At 43.5% G+C, this 22,314-nt stretch carries 16 protein-coding genes and 1 rRNA gene; 3 read left to right on the forward strand and 14 right to left on the reverse strand.

Annotation, left to right across the window (positions count from 1 at the left end):
• The 6 genes from OIU26_RS21700 to OIU26_RS21725 form a co-directional block, all read right to left on the reverse strand.
• Positions 1-77, reverse strand: a 16S ribosomal RNA gene (locus OIU26_RS21700); the annotation flags it as partial.
• Between the two features lie 554 nt (positions 78-631).
• Positions 632-1,915: an MFS transporter gene (locus tag OIU26_RS21705; protein ID WP_264217984.1), complete on the reverse strand. Its 1,284-nt coding sequence runs from the start codon at positions 1,913-1,915 to the stop codon at positions 632-634.
• Between the two features lie 76 nt (positions 1,916-1,991).
• A complete protein-coding gene (locus OIU26_RS21710; protein ID WP_264217985.1) occupies positions 1,992-2,657 on the reverse strand; it encodes a metalloregulator ArsR/SmtB family transcription factor in 666 nt (221 codons plus the stop codon).
• A gap of 150 nt (positions 2,658-2,807) precedes the next feature.
• Positions 2,808-5,150 (reverse strand): glycoside hydrolase family 2 TIM barrel-domain containing protein, encoded by a 2,343-nt coding sequence (locus OIU26_RS21715; protein WP_264217986.1) that lies wholly within the window; start codon positions 5,148-5,150, stop codon positions 2,808-2,810.
• A gap of 78 nt (positions 5,151-5,228) precedes the next feature.
• Positions 5,229-6,023, reverse strand: coding sequence for a Nif3-like dinuclear metal center hexameric protein (locus OIU26_RS21720; RefSeq protein WP_264217987.1), 795 nt, complete (start codon positions 6,021-6,023; stop codon positions 5,229-5,231).
• 127 nt (positions 6,024-6,150) lie between these two features.
• Positions 6,151-6,714 (reverse strand): 5' nucleotidase, NT5C type, encoded by a 564-nt coding sequence (locus tag OIU26_RS21725; RefSeq protein WP_025675578.1) that lies wholly within the window; start codon positions 6,712-6,714, stop codon positions 6,151-6,153.
• Positions 6,715-7,208: 494 nt separating this feature from the next.
• Between OIU26_RS21725 and OIU26_RS21730 the strand changes: the two genes are divergently transcribed.
• Complete coding sequence (locus OIU26_RS21730) at positions 7,209-8,192, forward strand: glycoside hydrolase family 5 protein (RefSeq protein WP_264217988.1); 984 nt, start codon at positions 7,209-7,211, stop codon at positions 8,190-8,192.
• 111 nt (positions 8,193-8,303) lie between these two features.
• Here the strand turns inward: OIU26_RS21730 and OIU26_RS21735 are convergent, their stop codons facing one another.
• Together OIU26_RS21735 and OIU26_RS21740 are read right to left on the reverse strand one after the other, a co-directional pair.
• On the reverse strand, positions 8,304-10,661 hold the full coding sequence (locus tag OIU26_RS21735) for a beta-galactosidase (protein ID WP_264217989.1): 2,358 nt from the start codon (positions 10,659-10,661) through the stop codon (positions 8,304-8,306).
• Positions 10,662-10,739: 78 nt separating this feature from the next.
• Complete coding sequence (locus tag OIU26_RS21740; RefSeq protein WP_264217990.1) at positions 10,740-12,026, reverse strand: cellulase-like family protein; 1,287 nt, start codon at positions 12,024-12,026, stop codon at positions 10,740-10,742.
• 250 nt (positions 12,027-12,276) lie between these two features.
• Here OIU26_RS21740 and OIU26_RS21745 point away from each other — a divergent pair, with 250 nt between their 5' ends.
• Together OIU26_RS21745 and OIU26_RS21750 are read left to right on the forward strand one after the other, a co-directional pair.
• Positions 12,277-13,158: an AraC family transcriptional regulator gene (locus tag OIU26_RS21745; RefSeq protein WP_264217991.1), complete on the forward strand. Its 882-nt coding sequence runs from the start codon at positions 12,277-12,279 to the stop codon at positions 13,156-13,158.
• An 85-nt stretch (positions 13,159-13,243) separates the two neighbouring features.
• Positions 13,244-14,218 (forward strand): bile acid:sodium symporter family protein, encoded by a 975-nt coding sequence (locus OIU26_RS21750; protein WP_264217992.1) that lies wholly within the window; start codon positions 13,244-13,246, stop codon positions 14,216-14,218.
• Between the two features lie 68 nt (positions 14,219-14,286).
• On the opposite strand, the gene OIU26_RS21755 is transcribed toward OIU26_RS21750, so the two are convergent.
• The 6 genes from OIU26_RS21755 to OIU26_RS21780 all read right to left on the reverse strand — a co-directional run bounded on the left by OIU26_RS21755 (position 14,287) and on the right by OIU26_RS21780 (position 22,304).
• The gene (locus OIU26_RS21755; RefSeq protein WP_165084278.1) at positions 14,287-14,715 is read right to left on the reverse strand and encodes a MarR family winged helix-turn-helix transcriptional regulator; all 429 of its coding nucleotides are present in this window, start codon (positions 14,713-14,715) and stop codon (positions 14,287-14,289) included.
• 131 nt (positions 14,716-14,846) lie between these two features.
• A complete protein-coding gene (locus tag OIU26_RS21760) occupies positions 14,847-15,581 on the reverse strand; it encodes an SDR family oxidoreductase (protein ID WP_264217993.1) in 735 nt (244 codons plus the stop codon).
• Positions 15,582-16,079: 498 nt separating this feature from the next.
• Positions 16,080-17,417, reverse strand: coding sequence for a DUF418 domain-containing protein (locus OIU26_RS21765; protein ID WP_264217994.1), 1,338 nt, complete (start codon positions 17,415-17,417; stop codon positions 16,080-16,082).
• A gap of 209 nt (positions 17,418-17,626) precedes the next feature.
• Positions 17,627-20,437, reverse strand: coding sequence for a M14 family metallopeptidase (locus tag OIU26_RS21770; protein ID WP_264217995.1), 2,811 nt, complete (start codon positions 20,435-20,437; stop codon positions 17,627-17,629).
• 111 nt (positions 20,438-20,548) lie between these two features.
• Positions 20,549-21,559, reverse strand: coding sequence for an LCP family protein (locus OIU26_RS21775; RefSeq protein ID WP_264217996.1), 1,011 nt, complete (start codon positions 21,557-21,559; stop codon positions 20,549-20,551).
• 46 nt (positions 21,560-21,605) lie between these two features.
• Complete coding sequence (locus tag OIU26_RS21780; protein ID WP_264217997.1) at positions 21,606-22,304, reverse strand: SGNH/GDSL hydrolase family protein; 699 nt, start codon at positions 22,302-22,304, stop codon at positions 21,606-21,608.
• Positions 22,305-22,314: the final 10 nt, after the last annotated feature.

Raw genomic sequence — 22,314 nt, forward strand, 5'->3', positions numbered from 1 at the left:
AAATAACCCCGCTCGACTTGCATGTATTAGGCACGCCGCCAGCGTTCGTCCTGAGCCAGGATCAAACTCTCCATTAAAGACCAATCGAAGTTGGTTTATAGAAAGAGCGATTAGCTCATTTTGAAACTGACGAGATAAACTATCTCATTGTTGATTTTGCGAACAAAATCAATTTACTCACTCGTTGTTCAGTTTTCAAAGATCAAATTCTTTTTCACTGCGTTTTTCAGCAGCTATAAGATCATATCATGTTCATTTCAAAAATGCAAGGGTTATTTTTTTCTGAAGATCATTTCACCTTGTGGTTTCTCTTTCGAAACGGCTGTTTTGTTGTCAGCTCAAATAATATACCATTTAGCTTTGCTAATTACCACAGGTAAATTATACAATTAATTATATATAAAGATAGCATTTCGGTTTATACATATTGTGTTTTTGGGCATCAAGATAGATCGCCAGACCCGACCTAGTTTTGGTTGATGCTAAGAGCGATGAAATCGTTTAGTTTCAGGATAAGGACCGGTGCAAATTATGAAATTAGGACTCCTCTATTCGGTTTCATGCAAGCTCCTTCCCCCTGACAGTTAGATAAACACACAAAAAAACGACCATATGGTCGTTTTTTTCTAGTCTATGCTCTCTTTGGACGCATCCATAACATAATAGGAAGTAACGCCAGCGCCAGAATTCCTCCCGCATAAGAAAGTATGGAATAGCTTGAATTTGCTACAATCATCCCGGACAGTGCTCCTCCCGAGGCTCCTGCCAAAGCAATAAGTACGTCCACGGATCCCTGTACCTTAGCTTGATTAGATGTTGTCGTCGAATCTACGATTAAAGCGGTTCCGCTAATCAGTCCAAAATTCCACCCTATCCCTAAAAGAGAAAGCGCCACAATAAGCATAACCATGGAATCAGTGGGAGCCAACGCAGCTACTACCCCAGCGAGAAGTAACGTTACAGCCGAAGCCAGCGCCATCGCTATACGACCAATCTTATCGACAAGAATACCTGTAATCAGAGACGGAAGATACATAGCGCCAATATGAAAACCGATGACTAATCCTACTTCGCCAAGTCCATGTCCATGGTGCTTCATATGTACGGGAGTCATCGTCATAATGGCAACCATGACAATTTGAGTTATTATCATAATTAAAGCTCCAAGAGTAATTCCTTTTTTGCCATCACGAGTAGCTTCAAGATCAGAAGACGACTGGCTTCCTTGTGCCGCCTGATTCGCAACCGCTTTGGCTACCAATAAAGGATCTGGATGAAGAAGTAGCAATAATATTATGCCTGCTAGTATATAGGCTACAGCCGCTAAAAGAAAAGGTCCAGCTAAACTGGGAACTCCAATGGATAATGCAAACTCTCCCGTAACGTTAACTAAGTTGGGACCGGCTACCGCTCCGATCGTTGTAAAGACCATAGCCATACTCGCAGCTGTTGCTCTCTGCTTTGAATTCGCGAGATCTGTACCGGCATAACGAGCCTGCAGGTTTGTAGCCGTTCCCGATCCATAAATAAGAAGGGAGACCAAAAGCAGGGTAATACTATTCATAAGAGCTGCAACAACGACACCGATCGCCCCAACTCCCCCTGCAATAAAACCGAGTCCCAATCCCATCCGTCGGCCAAATCTTTGGGAAAACCGACCAACGAGGAGCGCTGCAACAGCTGATCCAAGTGTAAATAGTGCTGTAGGAATCCCCGTGAACTTATCCGTACCCAGCATATCTTGCGCCAATAACGCACCCACGGTTACTCCGGCAGCCAGTCCGGCGCCTCCAAAAATTTGAGAGAAAATAACGGTGATAAGCGTACGACGATACAGTTTTCTTTGCTTATCTGAAGATTCCACATAGGAATTGATAAGCGCTTGCTTCTTCTGCGAAGCATTCGTCAAATTCATTAAGGCTAACATCCTCCCCTGATTCCCTTCAAAACAGTTATCTGTTTTTCATCAAAAAGTGACAAGCATTCAATCTTCATGAGCCTGTCACTTCGTTAAGAATAAAGTCGTTCCAATCGTGAACACTCTTATCCAAGTGTCTAGCTTCGAAACCATGAGCTTGCAACAATTCAATAGCTCTAACCGCCATTAAGCAATACGGGCCTCTGCAATAAGCCACAATCTTCGAGTCGGCTGGCAACAAGGATAACTGCTCCGCTAATTCTTCAATTGGAACGGAAACAGCTCCCGGTATATGGGCAGTTTCATATTCATCTCGCGGCCGTACATCAAGAAGTGTGACTTCCCCTTTTTCCATCCGCATTGCCAATTCTTCCATTGTGACTCCTTCAACATCTGAGAATTGGCCCAAAAATTGCTCCTTAATGTGCTGAACTTCAATTAACTGCTTTTCAGACAGGTCATACAGTGAATTTAAAAAGTGCAAAACAGATGAATCAGAAAGTTCATAATACACAAAGTTTCCCTGTTTTTTGGATTGAACCAACTTAGCCTGATATAGGGTTTGTAGATGCTGAGAAACATTGGCAACGGACATCGAAGTCATTTTAGATACAACTTCAACTGATTTGGGCCCTTGTATGAGAATATCAAGAATTTCCAACCTTTTCGGGCTGGACAAGCATTTTCCGATCCGTGCGTATTCGGTGAAAAGCCCATCTTTGAACTCTCGTTCGTTCACTATCAAACACCCCATTCATTAAACTATTCAATTAACTCCTTTAATAATGAAATTATAATTCTTCCTTTTTTTCATGTCAATTCTGAAATACATTCAGTTTTCACGCAAAAAAAGCCAGCTGCATGAGCTGGCAAATATCCATTTTCACCTTTAAACCACTTTCAGACTGACTTCTCCCTGTAATTCCCCATCTGCTGAGGCTTGAAGCAACAGCTCACCAGCCACATCCCCGGATTGTACAATCACAAGACACCTTCCTCTGTGTGTTCGTCTCTCTTTCCCCTTGTAGGGTTCATCACTGGTGAGATCTCCATTGTCTATTCCAAGGATACGACCATCACCATGCAGTTCAAAGATCAAATCAACATCCTGGTTGGGTACAACAATCCCATGTTGATCTATAACGGTTACTTCCACATGAGATATTTCATGCCCATCAGCAGGGAGAATCGCCCGATCAGCCTCCAATTTTAGTGCATAAGGAAGCCCAGCGGTGGTCAGTTCATGCTCACAAACTTGCTGATTCCCATTACGGCCTATAGCTCGGATTTCGCCTAGTGTATAGGGAAGCTCCCATAGGATTAAATGATTAGGGTAATGAGTCAACTTTCTCTCACCGTATGATTCCTCGTTCACGATCAATTCTACGCTCTCACAATTGGTAAAGGTAACTAACCGTATCAGTTTTCCTGCGTATTCAGGAAATGTCCAGTGATCTTCCATAGTCGGCGATTTCCAGTGCATTGTCCATGTGGGATTATATTCCAATTTCATACGATCGTTAAATACGGCTATGTGCACAACTGGCTGATCAGACCATAGACTTTGTTGGAGATAAGATACAGGTTTGCGGAACCCACATGTGTCGATCAGTCCGGAGGACCATCCTTTAGAGGGGTGGCTTGTTTCTCCCAAATAGTCTATTCCACTCCAAACAAATTGACCGATCACATAATCATGATTAGCGACATCAAACCAGGGATTCAGGGGCAAATAACCTTTTACCCGGTTATCTTTACCCCGATAATACGGGAATGTCTCTGTTCCAAGGATAAGTGTATCCGGCATGGCTGCTCTATAGTGCTCATACCACTGCTCCTGATAGTTCAGCCCTAGCACATCCACTCGTTGTGCCAGCAGCTTGGTATGCTCCACCTTGGCCTCAATCGGACCATCACGCAAGCTGATTGGTGTATTATGCGGCTCAAGCGCACAGGTAACAGGCCGGGTTGGGTCTTTTTTATGGCAAAAGGCAACGAGTTGCTCCAGCATGTTTAGCATGGACGGTTGACCTTGGTTCTCCACTTCATTACCAACGCTCCACATAAAAACACTAGGATGATTCCTGTCTCTAACAAGCATGGCCTCCAGATCCTTTTCCCACCATTCATCATATAGATGCTCATAGGAAAGAGATTTCCATTTATCAAAAGCCTCATCAACCACCAAAAAACCCATCTGATCACATAAGTCTAATAGTTCGGGCGCCATAGGATTATGAGCAAAACGGATTGAGTTACAGCCCATTTCCTTCAGCTTCTCCAGCCTTCTCTTCATTGCTGTATCATGATAAGCAGCCCCCAGGCAGCCTAAATCATGGTGAATGCACACTCCCTTCAGCTTCAAGCTGCTTCCATTCAACAATAATCCTTTTTGAGAATCGAGGATCACTTTTCTTATACCAAAAGGGGTACGATAACGATCCACCTCAGTATTGTCGCAATAGATCGTCGTTTGGGCTTCATAGAGCACTGGATGGTCCGGTGACCATAATTCCGGCTCTAAAACTCGTGTTTTCTGCTCAATTTCCTCTGATTCTAAGCCTGCAAGGGTTACTCGGTTTTCAATTTTCTCTTTTAGTTGTCCCTGTGAATCCAATATTTCAGTCATAATCGTACACTCTACGGCATGCGCATAATGATTACTTACCTGGATTCTGGCACTCACCTTGGCTTCATCTGGTGAAATTTCAGGTGTGGTAATATAAGTGCCCCATTCGGTTATGTGAAGATAATCCGTATAAATCAGCCAGACATTACGATAAATACCTGCCCCTGAATACCATCTGTCAGGTGGAAGAAGCGTATTGTCCACTTTGACGGCAATTACGTTCTCCTCATCCCACCGAATATATGGAGTCAAATCATACTGAAAGCTAACATATCCATAGGGCCGCTTGCCCACAAAATGCCCATTGAGCCAAACCTCACTATTACTGTGAATGCCATCGAATTGTATGTATACGCGCTGTTTTGGAGAGGAGGGCTTCACATTAAAATGCTTTCTGTACCACCCGACGGACCACCTGGGCAAATAAGCTTGATTGCCGCCATACGGCATATGTGGATCAAACGATTTTTCAATACTCCAATCATGAGGGAGATGAAGGTCCCGCCAATGCTCATCCTTATAATCTGTCTTCTCAGCACCTGTGTAGTTGCCCTCTACGAATTTCCAATCTGTTCTGAACGGCATAATCACTCTGCTTCCCATTATCTTGCCTCCATTTCATAAAGTAGATGAACGGATATAAACAACAGTGCGGGATGATCATCATAGGTATGGTCTCGCTTACAATATTTCAAACACGGGGCGATCCTCAACAAAGTAGACGGGGAGCGTTGGAAATTGGAGGGAAAGTGTATCAGCAAGATACTTCATACCAGGCGCTTCACTCTCAGCATGTCCCAGCATGATAAGTGCTTTATTTTGCCCTTGATAGACAGCGTCTTTCACATATTCCGGTGTTTCCCATTCGGGCCCTTCACCAGCAATGATCAGGTCTACATTTTCATGTAGAAGTAATGGTATGGCTAGTTCACCACCTCCCCTATATCCGACTAAGATTCCCACTCGTTCACACGACATGGATACCTCGCCAGCTACTCGTACATAACGAATATGAAGTTTGGCTTTCATATATTCAGCGATCTCCTTAACTTCCATAGCCGGAATAGCCAAAATGGCGGAAGAGGGCTGCTGTTTCACAACGTAAGGATGCCAATCAAGCGCCTGAAGAAGTCCAACCATGACTCCATCTGGCTGATAACGGTGTATGGTGTCATGAAAACGATAAATCCCTACGCCTGAGTCGGCGACCAGGCGAGATTTGTGCAAATAGACAGGATCATGTAGTAAACATTCCTGGATACCGTGATGGCTATAATACATACCTTCATGCGTAATAATAAAATTCGCGCCAAGCGAAATAGCTTGTTCTATTACATATTGTGATGCGCAGAAAGCGGTTACAATTCCTTGAATCTCAGTATCCCTAAGCTCTGGGTTAAGCAGATCTACGGTCGTATTGGGTATGTCTATTCCCTTTGTCAGATGAATCACCATCTGCCCCATAGTCATGAACATACATGTATCCCTCCCCATGAAAAATATGTATCAATTGTACCATTTTATTCTATCATGGGGCCTATTATTTCTAGCAAAATAGCCAGCTCCAAGGGAGCTAGCTGTTTTTGCGAATGCATCTATTTTTTTATTTCAGAACTCCCAAAATGGAGTCGATTCGTTCTTTTGCTCCTCGCCAAGATGCCATGACCGGGAATGCATATTGCTCTCTTGCTCTCAAATTCCATGGATGAGGAATACAAAGCACCTTCTTCCCGTCCTCCAGCGCAGGCACTAGATTATGGGGACCATCATCAATCAGGAGATCATAGTTAATCAGATTCTTTCGTTTACATGGGAAAAAGTTCTCCATCGGAATGAATGGCATATGCCTTTGAAGCCAATTCCATTTCTCCACGACGGTTTTTGGTTCTGCCGCTGTCACAATAATGACATCAAAAGCATTGCAAAGCTTCTCCATTTCTTCTACAACATACTCGTCATACAGCTCAAGTTCCTCAAACAAACCCGGTCGTCCATAAAATACATCATGTGTGCTTTTGGGATGACGTAGATGATCGGTGTTCCAATCTAACATGTCTTCATAATGAAGCGGATGAGTGGGAAATTCACTATTGTTATGGTATATAGCCCGTTTGACGAGATGACAGATCGTATCGTCCATATCGACTGCTATGATTGGTTTTCTCATCATCTGCCCCTATCTATTCTAGTAAAAGTATTACGAGAATATCATACAACAATTTAATACCGGGGTGAAGCTTGGCATGGGCTATACTATCGGTTCCTCAGATGACTCCTGATAGCTAACCAAACATATTGTTAGGTTGATTTATATTTAACAAAGCAATCATAAAAATTAGTTAGGTTTTATTTTAATATTTTTAGCTAACTTACCAACGTAAAAAATCAAGAAAACACATCACAATAGAGAGAAAATCCATCATAAAACCTTTAAAATCACACTTTAATAAGAATTCCATACAGATATACTCCAAAAACAAAAATAAATTAAAAAAATCAATTGAATAACAAATTCACAAATGATAGAATAACGAAAAATAACTTCTTCAAAAATGAAAGCGCTTTATATTGTGTTTAGCTTACTGCTATTTACATACTTACATACCTACTCCACCTCTATATAGCAGGAAGTTGAATAATATATTTTAGGGAGGAATATAAGTGAACGCATTGTTAAGAAAAGCATTATTGTCTGGACTCGCTGGTCTGCTTATCATGATTGGTTTGGGGGGATTCTTCTCCAAGGCGCAAGCTGCTTCAGGATTTTATGTAAGCGGTACCAAGCTGTATGACTCTACAGGCAAGCCGTTCGTTATGAGAGGCGTCAATCATGCTCACACTTGGTACAAAAACGATCTTTATACTGCTATCCCAGCAATTGCTAAAACAGGTGCTAATACAGTCCGAATTGTCCTTTCTAACGGAAACCAGTACACCAAGGATGACATAAATTCCGTAAAAAATATTATCTCCCTAGTCACAAGTTATAAAATGATTTCTGTACTTGAGGTTCATGACGCTACGGGTAAAGACGACTATGCGTCTTTGGATGCGGCTGTGAATTACTGGATTAGTATAAAAGATGCTCTGATCGGCAAGGAAGATCGGGTTATCGTGAACATTGCGAACGAATGGTATGGCTCTTGGAATGGAGGCGGTTGGGCAGATGGGTATAAGCAAGCGATTCCCAAGCTGAGAAACGCAGGCATCAAAAATACGCTCATCGTCGATTGTGCTGGATGGGGACAATTTCCTCAGTCTATCAATGACTTTGGTAAATCTGTGTTTGCAGCTGATTCTTTGAAAAATACCGTTTTCTCCATTCATATGTATGAATTTGCTGGCAAAGATGTTCAAACTGTTCGAACCAATATTGATAACGTTCTAAATCAAGGACTCCCTCTGATTATTGGTGAATTTGGCGGTTACCACCAGGGAGCAGACGTCGACGAGACAGAAATCATGAGATACGGACAATCCAAAGGAATAGGCTGGTTAGCCTGGTCTTGGTACGGCAATAGCTCCAATCTTTCTTATCTTGATCTTGTAACAGGACCTAATGGCAATCTGACCGATTGGGGCCGCACTGTGGTAGAGGGAGCGAACGGGATCAAAGAAACATCGAAAAAAGCCGGTATCTTCTAAAAAGACAATAAGAATATAAAAAGGCTCATGGTTGAACGACCATGAGCTATTTATTTTTAATACTTTGTACTAAAGTATTCGCTGAGCGCTTCTGATCTTGCACTCCCTGATTTACATGGTGATTTTAATTTCATACACAGGTACGATGCTGACCGTGCCAATATCCGCGATTCGTTCCTCCGTTGTCTCTTTCCAGCCAGCCATGGTTGTATTGCTGTTTACAACCCTGCCCTTTCGAATTGGAGAAACATATACGTACATCCCTCGCTCGATGAGCCGATGTTCAAATGATTTTAAACCTATTTCCCAGGTCGTATGGTTGCAGAAATTATCGTGAATGAGTTCGCCATCAATAAATGCATAACCGATATCTCCCGTATAATTGATACGCAGCAGAGCCTCTTTGATCCCATCAAGGGCATTTGTTTCAAAATCAAGGACGAATTTATCATGATTCACCCTTTTCAGAGAGAAGTGTATTTCTTTCTTTGGAACTCTTAACTGATACGTTGTAAATAATTCACTTTCTGTTGTTGCAAGCAACTCTCCACCGGATATGGATGTGATTGAGTCGTCAAAATCCGGGAATACACTGAGTGTTACAGTCTCCTGATCTGTTGATTCCAGTCTTATCTCTGCTCCAGATACAAGTAAATTGGCACTTGTCAGGATAACTCTGTCTCGACCTTGCAGGTTGACCTTCCAAAACTCCAAGCTTTGTTCATCAGTCATCGTGTAGATGGCGACTTTTTGGCCACTTTCAGATACCAGGCGAATGACACTCTCTTCCTCTTCAGCAACCTGAATGATCGTATTCCCATCCAATTGTTCTATCGAACCTTTGTCGATTGTGGCACGGATGATATCTTTTGATTCCAATGCATACGTGCCTTTCATCCCGTCCGGTACAAAGAAAAAATAATATATTTCTCCATCCTCTTCTAGCCTTGTTATCAGCTGGGCTGTTGCATATTTGAGCTTTATTCCATCCAAATTGAGGTTAAAAGGCAAAATAGCGAAGCTATCCCGTCCTAATGTCAGTTCACCTTGACTAGGGATTACAATCGTTTCCTCAGGCAGCTCAATGCTTACATTGAAATTGCACAGGTCGTAATTTTCAACATGGTCCTGAAAATTATTTAGAAACAGGTACCCCGCCCCGGCACTGGAGCGAATCGCATATCGTAAGGTATCCACATCATAAGGGTCCATTGGGGACGTGTCCTCTGGCAGAATAGTCTTCGTCAGAGAGAATTGCTTTTGAAACGTTGAAAGAAAATAATGCTGTAGCTTTGTTCTTCGGTATGACTCCCTTATTTGACCGAATTCTCCAATCATGGCATTGAAATCATAGGATATTTTAGGTGTAGCCATATCGTTTGTGAACGGGTTAACCTTACCTCGCGGATTGGAACCCCCATGATACATATAGTATCCGATCAGGTTACAGCCTTCTGCAACCTTCATGACAGTCATCGCTGGAACACTGCGATAGGGAAAGGCAAACCGGTATTTATAAAACTGAACCATACCGCCACCCATTTCGCAGCAAGCGTACGGATAGTCTTCCGGGGCGTATAGGGGCTCAAAATTGTAGCTTTTCGGAATCTTGTTATTATGCTTGTCTCGGAAAATGTATTCCGGTGTCGCAGGATGCTCATCCTTCCCCTTCAACCGTTCCTGTTCATAATAGATCCACGGCCAGTAGGCATATCCGCCCCATAAGGGCAGCATATCAGGAACAGGCGTTGTCGCTCCTCCCCATCCTGTGCATGTATAGATTGGAGTATCAATCCCCGCTTCCAGAGCTATTTCTTTAAGTTTTAACATATGCGAATTACCGTCACTCCCAGAGTTTAACCACATATCATTAATTCCTACAGTCAATCCCCACTGAGCAGAGGAATGATGATGCTCGTTTTCAATTTGGGTGCCGATGATCGGCCCACCCTCCTTATATAACAACCCTTGAACCTGAATACCGATTTCGTTATACATTCTTCTCGTATAAAACAAATATCCCTCATCATTAGAACGAACCTCAAATGGGCGGCCAAATAGCCAATCCGGTATACCGCCGTTTCGGATTTCGCCATGATTGAAGGGTCCGATTCGGATAATGACATAGAGCTGATGTTTGCCACATAACTCAATAAAATAGCGGAGGTTTTTGTTCGCACTCCAATTAAAAATACCTTCGACTTCTTCATGTAAATTCCAAAAAACATAAGTCGCAATGATATTGACGCCACCCATTTTTATTTTAATAATTTCGTCCTCCCAATAGCGTTCATCATAGCGTGCATAATGGAATTCACCACAAATCCCGAAAAAAGGCTCTCCATCCTTCTCCATAAAATAGTTGGTGAAGCCGATTTGTTCTCCCCTTGGATTGATGCCGCCAAGTCTGAGTTGACCTTTCACAATATGCTTATGATCATCTTGGACCGTAATTCGATAGTTTCTCATAAAGTTCACTCCCCTCAATCGTTCATATTGAATGACACCAGCTATCTCAGAGACAATAGATTGTCTAGGAAGGAACCTCTAATCTGAATTTAGGATAAATTGGTTCCACTTGCGCTGCCAAGCTATATCATTCCAGAATGGATGATGCGGAGCACAGTTGGAGCAGAGGGTCATTCCCCAGAACCCTAGTGCCATTCCTTTTCGCAATACATATTCGGCTATATATTTACCAACTGGACCTTCTTCAAATTGGGCATACAGCGGCGTATAGCCTACATAACCTTCTCCTATGACAATTGGAATACCGGAATGACGGGTCCATTCATGAATCTCTTCCAATCGGGAGTCGGCCTTCTGCAACATGGCCATTTTATGATCCCCGTACCGATCGTACATAAATAAATCCCATTGATCCGGATCTACCCAGTCGTGCAAATAAATAAGCCTCATGCCAACGGGGTTGCCTTCCATCCGCCAATTCTGCTCTGGAGGCAGAATCCATTCTGCAAATGGAGGGGCTTCTTCCCTCAATAGGGATTTGACGAAGGGATTAGGGAACGGAGCCAGCTGATCATCAAGCCCTGCCGCTTCCATAAGCTCATTCAGCACCCCTTTAATATAAAGATGAAAATGGGCCACCTGCATATTGCGTGCCACGTAAGCTTTGGGGTAGGCTTCATTTAACGTATAGCTGGCTGTCATCATCATATCTGGATGGCATTGGCGAAGATATTCAATCGCTTCTTCTACATAAGGCTGCATTGCTTCAACAAGCGCTGGTATGTTCGTTTCCGCTATGCCCTCAGACGTTCCGACAGCGTTTAACTGCCCAAATTCCACTTCGTTATGCAACTCTGTATAGACAATCTGATCCCTATAGCCTTCTGCTGTAACAAAACGAATCAACTGATCCATTGATTTGGCAATGGCCATGAATCTTTCCTTAGGAGGGATCGCAGCTAATTCATCTCTAAGCTCAGTATGAGCTAGGAAGGTCGGACTCTGCTGATATTCCCAAGAGGATAATATAATGTAACAGTTGTGTGCCTTTGCCTGTCTAAACAGCTCGAGCAAATGAGCATGCCCATCCAACACTGCGCCGCCCCGACAGTTATACCAGCGCGTACGCTGGCCCACTTTCCCAAGGCTCGCAAACTCCAAGGAGCCAGGACGTTTGCCATCCGCCGTAAACAACATGAAGGGCATGGCGCATATTCGGATCGTATTGTAGCCTCTTTCGACTGCTTCCTGAAAACGAGCTTCCAGATCGCTGTAGGGCTCCCCCTCCTGGGTCATGGTATACCAAGAGAAGTCCCACATCGTGATCGTCAATTTACGCGGTACATTTCTCATCAGATTACTCATGTGAACTCCCCTCCCAGCCCCAGTCCATAGGGTTCAATGCTCCTTAATCCCCAAGCCTTCCGCAGCCCTTCTATAGCCTGTTCAATCTGTCCAGTTCCCTTCATGCTCCATTCATCACTCCCTCATAGTCACTCTTATACAAAAGCTTACAAGTAAGCGATATTACATACAATTGACAATCCACTGTTTATGATGGACTATATACGTATTTCATCATTAGAGCCGCCTACGGCTGGGAGATAAATAATTTATGAATAAGAAATCCGATGAATTTGAGCGTAAAAAGGTATATGTCCTTCCACCCTATATGCTGAATAAATTAAAAACAAATCCGCTTACAAAAAATTTATATATTACGGATATAGGCTGCTTCAGCCATGCCCGCCATCATTTTCGCGAAAGAACACACGGCTGTGACTCTCATATATTCATTTACTGTGCGAGTGGAAAAGGCTGGGTGCGAACCGAGGATAACCTAACCATTGTCCTGAAAGAGCGAAGCTTTGCTTACATTCCCAGGGACATGCCGCATACTTATGGGGCTGACGATGAAGATCCATGGACAATTTACTGGTTTCATCTTCAAGGGGATCAAATGGATGATTTTATGGCGTTGTTTGAGCCGTTTAAAATGTATATTTCAATGGCCGCCAGTGATGAAATCAAACTGCTGGAGCTATTTCATCAGTGTTACGACCTTTTACTGAACAAATCATACTCCATGATACATTTAGTTCAAGTGTCGCAAACCATCCGTTATCTGCTAAGTTTTGTTGTATCTGTTGCATCTCGCAAGGAAGACAGCACATACCAGAGCCATGTCGATAAGGCCACACGTTATATGGGCGAACAATTGGAATCTACCGTTTCACTTGATGAGCTTAGCCGTCATGTTCAGGTATCCAAGCAGCATTTAAACTTGATATTCAAGCAATCAACCGGCTACTCTCCTGTCGATTACTATTTAAGAATGAAAATTCAGAGGGCCAGTCAGCTCTTGGATTTAACGAATGCTTCTATTAAAGAAATTAGCATACAACTTGGTTTTAGGGACCCTTATTACTTCTCCAGGCTATTCAAAAAAATAATGGGCTGCTCTCCTCTGGATTACCGACATAATTTAAAGGGCTAATTCATAGATGATCTTCCCCCTACACGGATCATTTACGGATCAAAGAGCAAGGTCTATACTTAAGTTCAAAAAAAGGAAGTTTTGTATGCTCCTAACGTTAAATCGAAGACTAAATGCAGCTATGCCGCTAATTACACCCACCAGCATTCTAATCGGCGTCCTCATCGGTACGCCGTTGTCCCAATATACCGAGCTTTCTCCCTGGCTGTTTGCATTCATGACCTTCGCGGGCAGTATCGGTATGGGGTTCAAGGATTTTATCCATGTGATCAAGCATCCTGGTCCGCTGATTGCCTGTCTGTTTATTCTTCACCTAGCCATGCCGCTTCTCGCCATGATGCTTGGGCATCTGGCTTTCAGTGATGATCCTTATACGATTACTGGACTGATTCTTGGTGCAGCTATCCCTACCGGCATTTCCAGCTTTGTGTGGGTCAGTATCTACAAAGGCAATACAGCGCTGACATTGGCGATCATTCTTATTGATACAATTTTGGCCCCGTTCGCCGTACCCGGCATCATGTCTCTGTTGATCGGAGCGAATGTGCAGCTTGATACCTGGGCGATGATGCAGAGCCTGTTCTGGATGATTGTCGTTCCTTCACTAGTTGGCATGGTGTTGAACGAATGGACCAAAGGAAAGATTAAGCAGGTGTGGGGACCTCGGCTGGGCCCGTTCTCCAAGCTCGCCATGGCTCTTGTCGTCATGATTAACGGATCTGTTATCGCACCTTATCTGGTCGATTTTAATCTCAAGCTTGTCGGAGTATGCCTCTCCATCATTATCCTTGCCTCCACTGGATATGCGATTGGTTATCTCATATCAGGGCTAATGCGGTGGAATAATGCAGACCGTACGGCGCTTGTCTTTAACGGCGGCATGCGCAATATTAGTGCGGGGGCCGTGCTTGCCATCACCTACTTCCCGGCTCCGGTAGCGCTGCCCGTTGTGCTCGGAATGATTTTCCAGCAGTCCACGGCATCTCTGGTCGGATTTTTGCTGAGTCGCCGCGACCGCGCCAACGCTAAGAATAAGCGCAGTCCGGTCTCTGCTTCTTAAAATCGAAGCGGTTCTAATTATCAATAAAAAAGCCGCCAATATGGCGGCTTCTTTATGATTACCTGTAATCAATCCTCACTCATTACCTTATTTAGTTTTTCATAAACAGACAATAAGGACTCTCTTTCTTCTTCGGTTAGGTTTTCAAACAGTTTTCTTCTAAGCTTTCGTCCTTCTTCCTGCGCTTTATTTAGCATTTCGTCACCAGCATCAGTTATTTGCAGGTACACAATCCGCCGGTCCTCCTCATCCGCCACTCGGACAATCAACCCTTTTTTCACAAGCTTTCCAGATAGATGGGTTAATGTCGGAGGAGTTAGCCCCAATAATCTGGCCAGATCAGAAGGGCGATACTTCCCGTAATTATTTAGATACGAAAGAATAAGAATATGTGATATTCCTAGATTCTCATTAAACATTTTATTCCATCTAATTAATAGGTTGTTGGTAACTTGGTCCATAGCATGAATCAACGTAAATATATTTTGTTCTTTCATTAACACTCTTTAACCTGCTTTCTCAAATAAAATAATAACCCCCTATATTGTATAGGGGGCTTGTATAAAAGTCATTCTTTACTGAAAGAAGGTCAGGCATATATCCTTTTCCAGTAAAGTAAATCCTAATTTTATTGGGCAGAAAAACCACCGTCAATAACAAGCTCCGATCCCGTAATGTATGAAGACTCGTCCGAAGCCAAAAACAAGGCAGCGTTAGCTACATCATCAGGTCGACCAAGCCGCTGCAACGGAGTCGCTTGAATTAAGTGGGTCAGCATTTCCCTGGATGTGCTGAGCGCTTCAGTCATTGGTGTCTCGATAATGCCCGGAAAAAGCGTATTTACACGGACTCCAACCCGGCCGAACGTTGTTGCCGCAGCCTTCGACAAAGCACGTACAGCACCTTTTGAAGCGGAATAATGATTAAATCCCTGTCCGATTTGAGCGGTGTAAGAAGAAATATTAATAATAGAGCCACTCTTTTGGGCAGCCATATACGGAGCTACATGCTTAATACCTGCAAACGGACCATATCCGTTAATCGTCATCAGTTTATGCCAGTCATCTTGGTCGATATCCTGATATCCTTTTTCAGAAGTTATTCCTGCATTGTTAACCAGAATGTCAATTTTACCGAATTTAATGTTCACTTCTGCGGAAAGAGCCTTCCAATCCTCGTCAGAAGAAACATCCAGTTTCATTCCGTACACATTCGTTTTCTTACTAGCCCGTTCTAGAGCTTGATCATTGATGTCTGCAGCAATAACTACAGCCCCCTGCTCACTGAAGAGGTCGACCATCCGTTCTCCTATCCCTGATCCTCCGCCTGCGATAATAGCAACTTTACCTGCCAGTCTATTCATGTTGATATCTCCTTTTAATCATTATTAATCTGCTTAAATCCTATATATTTAGAGACATTATTTAGATATCTAAATATTAGATATCTAAATAATGTTCCTTTTGTAGTCAACATACAACTGCTGCTTTATCCCAGCTGTATGGTTAGCAGAGGAATGCTGGGCTATGTAGAGTGGAGTAATATTATCTCTACTGGATAATAAAAAGCACCAGAGATTTCTCCGGTGCTCCTGCTTCTAAAGTATTTACCAACTCACGGCTCTTCGCTGTTCCTCAATGTTTTCTTAGGTACTCCGTCCAGTCCATATTCCTCATCATATCTGTGAGTAACTATTATAACTGATACAATCATCTTTACAATGATTTTAAATGTCCCCGGTAATATTGAATTAGTGGTAGATTTTCTCTCTCCATACTTTCCATTGGTGTATTAAAATCATTAGGAACGAAGATAATGCCTTTCAACATATTGTTCTTTATCTGGTATGCTTTTGATCAGTCTACTTTGCTGTTTGTGAGACTGGCTGGGTAGGGCTGAACAATCGATCAAAGCGGCGCATCAATCCTTCAAGCGGACCGACAGGAAGCTTAGCAAACAACAATCCCAGCAGCAGTGTTGTCACTGCGATCATTACGTCGCCGAACGGAACTCCCTCTAGGCTGTGCCCAATCTTTGTCAAATCTAGAATCCAAACCACTACAAATTGAATGGCATACATGGTCAGAGCCACACGGCCGACTGCTGCGAAAGGCATTAATACAGCGGAAGCCTTTTTCGATACGAGGCACGCAACTCCCATTACCAGAAATGAAATCCCTAATCCTATCATCGTCTGGAATGTCGAAGCGGTGTGTGGAGCCGTTCCCAAAAGGAGCTGCCACATCGGTGTCTCCGTATTAAGAGGCCAAATTGCGTACTCATCCGTCGGTTGTACAGGAACAACTCCTTGCACACTTATCAGCCATTGTTCAAAGTGAAGATTCCAATTCGGAAGTATAAAAGCGGCCAGTGCTTTACCAATAACAAGCATAACGATACCACTGCCTGCGAGTAAGAGAGCTGTGCGTAATCTGGTGAGATCAAAGCGGCCAATGGCCATACCGGCAACAAACGCAGGAGTCAAGGCGAGAGCAGACATCGGACCTCCCGCGATATCACTAAGAAGATAAGCTTTCGAGAAAATGCTTGATCCAAGAATCATTAGCGGTGGGGCTGTCACGAGCAAAACTGCTGCTGTTGTAACAATGGTGCGGGTCGAACGGCGAAATAACATTAGGGCCAACACAAACATAGCTGCATAGGCAGGCAGAATGATGCCATATGAAGTGTTCAGCATAATTAGCAAATACCCGATAATATCAACAAATACGGCGCGTGCCAGCATTCGCGCACGGAAACCGGCCGTATCCGCTCCCCGTTCCATCATGCGCTGTGCCATAATGGAATAAGATATACCCCCGCACAATACGAATAATAGTGTCGTGTTTCCGGAAACAATCGCAGAAACGTTTGGGTTCGATCCGAAGTGCTGCAAATACATTCCCAGCACCGCCATTCCTCGTACTGCATCAAGTGCTACAAGACGCCCGGTGCCCCGCCTTCTTTTCGACTCTTCTACAGAGCTTCGAGAAGGAATATCGGTTTGTGTAACGTCGTAGGATGAATTGGATATACCTGCTGTATCTACTTCTTTTTCATCTAATTCATTAGCAACCGTCTTTTCATTTACTTGATTTTCATTCAATTGGCTATTTACGGAAAAGGCTCGTATTTTGATATTGGCCTCTTCCTCATACTCTCTGACGGATCTGCTTATCAGTTTGATACTGCTTAGCAACTTGCATTCCTCCTTGAAAATCCTGGACTCGTATTTTCCATCACCCCGCATGTACAGGATGATGTTACGCTATAGTCCAATATATCCTGCAGATGTCGCTAAAGTTTGATCAAGTTGTAAACAAAATGTCACAGTAGGCGAAACCGTTTTATCGCGAAAACAGCCTTATTCACAGTTGATCACTGGAATAAGGCTGTTTGCAAAATTACTTAGGATTTGCTGGGAACAGCATTAAAAATGGAATTGGCCAGCAAACGGAATTGTTGCTGCGAATGAGCGCCATTGGTTAGATCGTTAGAGAAAACAGTAATATTCTTTTTGTTTTCCTTATAGGTGAAGGCCATAATCTTTCCTCTTGCAGCATCGTGACCTGGCCACCAGCCCGCTTTGAAGAAGTTTTCTTTATTACTAATGGTTGCAAGAATTTTTGCAGCTTTAGGTAGTTTCGTAATGTAAGAACCTGTAACGGTGTAGAAGTATTCTTCGTTATCGTAAGGGGCTGTAATCACATGATCCTGTTTGACATTCGCTAGGAAGACCCCTTCGTATCTTTCCCATGTCGGTCCAGCAAACGCAAATTGAGGAATCCAGTTTTTCACGTTACCCATCCCCATATTTCCATAAGCAATGTATGGTTTCCCTTTCTCGACAAGTTTATCGGAATCGAATGTATTCACCAACACATCGGCATGCTGCTGATCATCGGTCACTTTAAAACCGAGATTTTTGAGCACATAAGCCGATTCGCCGAGAGCGGCTACCGTAGAAGGTTTAAGAACTTTACCAACGGGTTTGTTATTGCCGAATGCCGTGACATCAAGAGCGTATTTCGAGGCCAGCGGGTTCAGATCATCATAGGCGACTGCAAAGTCACCCGCTTCATATCCTGTTCCGCTTTTGGATAGCATCGTAACCACTTTGCCGGATTTAAGCAATTCATTAACCGTTTTGATGGCATCGTTATTGGTGTTTCGGATTAAGACATAGGCAGAATCATTCGGCATTGGTGTGGCCGGAATCGATACGGAAGTCACCGGAGAAGTTTTGCCCGCAAACACTCCGGCTTCTCTAACCACATCACATTCAAATCCTCGCAGGACAGGGAAATCCTGCACAATCTCGCCAGCTACGGAAGCATAATCTGAGACGTTAATACCATCATATAAAACCATGTTTGCAATGCCGTGTTTGGCCTGGTGCATATTTATGATAAATGAACCCGCGGGGTAGGTCTTGCCAGCAGTACTTACAGCCTCTGTCGAGCGTTCAACCGTTACTCCATTGCGGATAAGATACTCAATCATCCGATAGGCTTCCAGCGGATTTTTTTGAAGACTTTTATCGGTCGGCAAAACGTAATACTCAGGAAAAAAATTCTCATTACCGTGACGGGGGCGACCAATGACTTGATTTTTTGCATTGACTAGATACCGATCTACGGCATGATCATCGATATTATTAACTCCACGTTCATATACTTTTAACTGATTCAAAAATAACTTTTCTTTCTTTTGCATAACATAATCGGTTGCTGCAGCGACACTATAATACAATGCTTTGGTCGACTCTTCATTCGATTCAGGTGTTTCCAGCGTATGGCCCATTGCACCATGGTGCATGGCGAAGACGGCCGTGTAGGCTGGAGACGCATCATCCCACCCCGAGGCAGTTCCCTTGGAAACATATTTAGGATTTTCGACCGTTTTACGATGTTCTTCATAAGGAATATGGTAGTAATCATACTTTGTGTTTGCTATGCCTGCTTCACCCATGACTTTTGCCTGTTCTACCATGTTATCCATAAGCAGATCGTATTCAACATTCGGATCGTGAGGCGGTGTGGTAGGCTCAATCAGAAAATTCTTATCAAACCCATGCAGATCCAGGAAAGAAATCGGCGACCACTTGGCGATTTGCTCTGTGATGCTGCGTGTTTCAGGCTGAGTTTGATAAGAATTATCCCGATTCAAGTCAAAGTATTCAGCATTCGCACGTTCGGTATGAACCCTTCCATCTGGATTTTCCGTATACAGGAACAGGAAAAACACATGTTCAAGCGCATCATCCATATTCAGAGTTACCGTACCCGATTTTCCATTGGACGACGTGGTCTTGTACGTAACATTTTTATCGAGAGCCATGGTCTTAAAATAATTGATAATCGCATCAAAGCCCGGCGCTTCATTGGGATGAATATTGTTGATCCAGATGGGCACTTGATAATCTCCGAATGCACCGGATTGGATATCGTCCTCCAGCTTTGCAGGATGATTCAGCATGGCAGGATGAGTTACATTCTGATATTTGTCAATCGTTGCTTGATCTTTGGCAACCACAGTCATAAAAATATCTCGGCCTTCAACGGATTTGCCGATTGACAACGTTTTAATGTACCTGTTGTTTTTTTGAGCTGCCTGTGCCGTAATCGCATCAATCTCCGGCTTCAGTTCATCATAGGTACGGAAGCTGTCGTAAGGGACCAATTTAATGGGGGCTTGGGCAACAGTTTTGCCGTTGACTGCTGCAGCCAGTTCATAGGTTCCCATCAATGAGGCGTACAGTGGACGCTGCAGACTCGGCTCGGCAAGATTCTCCGTACCGTAAGTAAGACCGAAATTGATATTGGCAGTGACTTCTCCGTTTTCTGCTTTGACCTGAGTAACGGTGATAAAGGGGGCGCCATTGTAATCGTGATCCTTGTACGATTTCCATTCCGATAATGGCTTGCCACCATAGGCCCAGCTTATTTTCTTTATATCGGTACCCTTCGGAAGCTTAAATCTAGCTTTAATGGTTCTTTTCTTCGTCATGGATGCCACATGGCTATCCAATTTTAATGTCGGGGTATTTTTAACCTGTGTTGAAATTGTTTTTGTTGGTTCACTCTTATCGTTCAACAACATGCTTTTTGCACGTTGCGCAGCATCAGCCATAGCCATGTGCGGAGCAGTGCTCTCCAGAAGCATGGCGGCGGATATAGTTAATGCCAAGCAGAACCTTACTATTGGTTTTGTACCCATTCTTTTTTCCCCCTATAGATAACCGGAAGATCATGTTATGCTCTTCTTTATTTACCAAGAGCACTTACAGACTACTATCCGGCAAATTATGATTTTATTTATTGTTCAATCCTATTCAAATTCTGTTTTCTGCTTCTGCCCCGAAGAATTGTCTGTAATCGAATTTGAGGCGTCGGAATTTATGATACTTTGCACAAATTGCTTCAAATCCGTTCGACTTTTTACATCCAGAACAGCCGCTTTGCCAACATAAGTTTCTTTTAATAGCTTCATTGGCGGTATTTGTTCATTTCCGTTTAATGTACTTTGATACCCTACTGAAGCCAAATTCCACATATCGGAGACTGACAAATTGGTATCGATATACGGACTGATTTCCTCTAGAATAGAAGGGAGCTTCATAATGGAAGTCGTTGTTTTCACCTTCTCGGCTAATGCCGTAATAAATTGGCGCTGTCTTTCTGTTCTAGAATAATCGGACATGGCATCATGACGAAAACGGACATATTGAAGCGCCGTTTTGCCGTTGAAATGCTGCTGTCCCTGCTTTAAATTAATATCGTACTCATGCAGATCGGCCTTGCTTTCATAGTACATATCCTTTTCGACATAAAAATCGAGTCCGCCTACAGAGTCCACGAGTTTAATAAACCCCTGGAAATCGGTATATACATAAAAATGAACAGGCACCCCCAGCAATTCGCTGACTGCTTTCATCGCCGTATCCGGCCCATGCGTAACAGCGGTGTTGATTCGGTTTTTGCCGTATCCGGGAATATCCGTATAGGTGTCACGCAAAATCGAAAACACATGGATATGCTTATCGGTAGGATTCAACGAAACGACCATCATGCTGTCGGATCTGGGTACCTCGCCCTTGGCGCTTCCACGGGCATCCACACCCATCAGCAAAATATTGACAGGCTCGGTTCCCTCCCATTCTGGAGTTTCCAGAGCTTCGGTATTATCGGTGCTTACATTAATGAACGGGGAGTTTGCCGGAGCCTTATTAAATCCTTCCAGCCCTTTGTAAATCGAAAAGAAATAATAAAAGATAAAGCTTACAGCAGCGACCACAAGTAACAATGTTACAATCAATATCCTCTTTTTCCTCTGTGTCATATCATTCTTCCTTTCCAGATGATGAACGCGCCTGTCCCTTCTGTATTTAAGATTTTTGCAAGGCTGCTACGAGGAGTGAAGTGTAATATCGGCTACCATCTGGTTTTAAATGGACGCCATCTTTATAAAAGTATTCATCTTTGCCTACACTGGCTGAATACCAGTCCATCACGCTGACGTTGCTAAACTCATCGGCGACCTGTGCAATCGTGTCATTCACCGTGTTTTGCCATCCTTTCGGAACCCGGGTGGTGACCAAGATTACCTGTCTGGCTCCAGAAAGGGATTGCAGTACGTCGTGCAGTTGGTCTTTGCTAAACGGACCGTTGGTGCCGAGTTCGATAATGACCTGGTCTCCCAGTTTGCCTTGGGCGGCCAATTCATTAATGACTTTTACAGCTTGAGACATCTGCCGGCCAACCTTGCCGTCTACCGTCATATTCGGAAGCTGCTCTTTTAAATAAGGCTCAATTCCGACCGTAACCGAATCTCCAATCATCGTGACGCCCTCGCCGTTTAAGGACACGGAGGGTTGAGCTTGTTCTCCGCTGGTACTGGAAGCCCCAGGCTTTTGTGCAGCAGGCTGCATCGCATCAAGATTGTATAGAGGAGAATCCTTGCCGTGTGGTTCGTTATCACCTGAATTTTGCTTTGCGTGCATATGGAGACCTATGGCACCTATGACGATAAGGAGAATCATAAAACCCCATAATGCCCTCACTATCCCGACATTTTTTTTGTTCATACCTGGTTCA

This window comes from Paenibacillus sp. BT-177, from assembly GCF_025846815.2.
GTDB lineage: Bacteria > Bacillota > Bacilli > Paenibacillales > Paenibacillaceae > Paenibacillus > Paenibacillus polymyxa_C.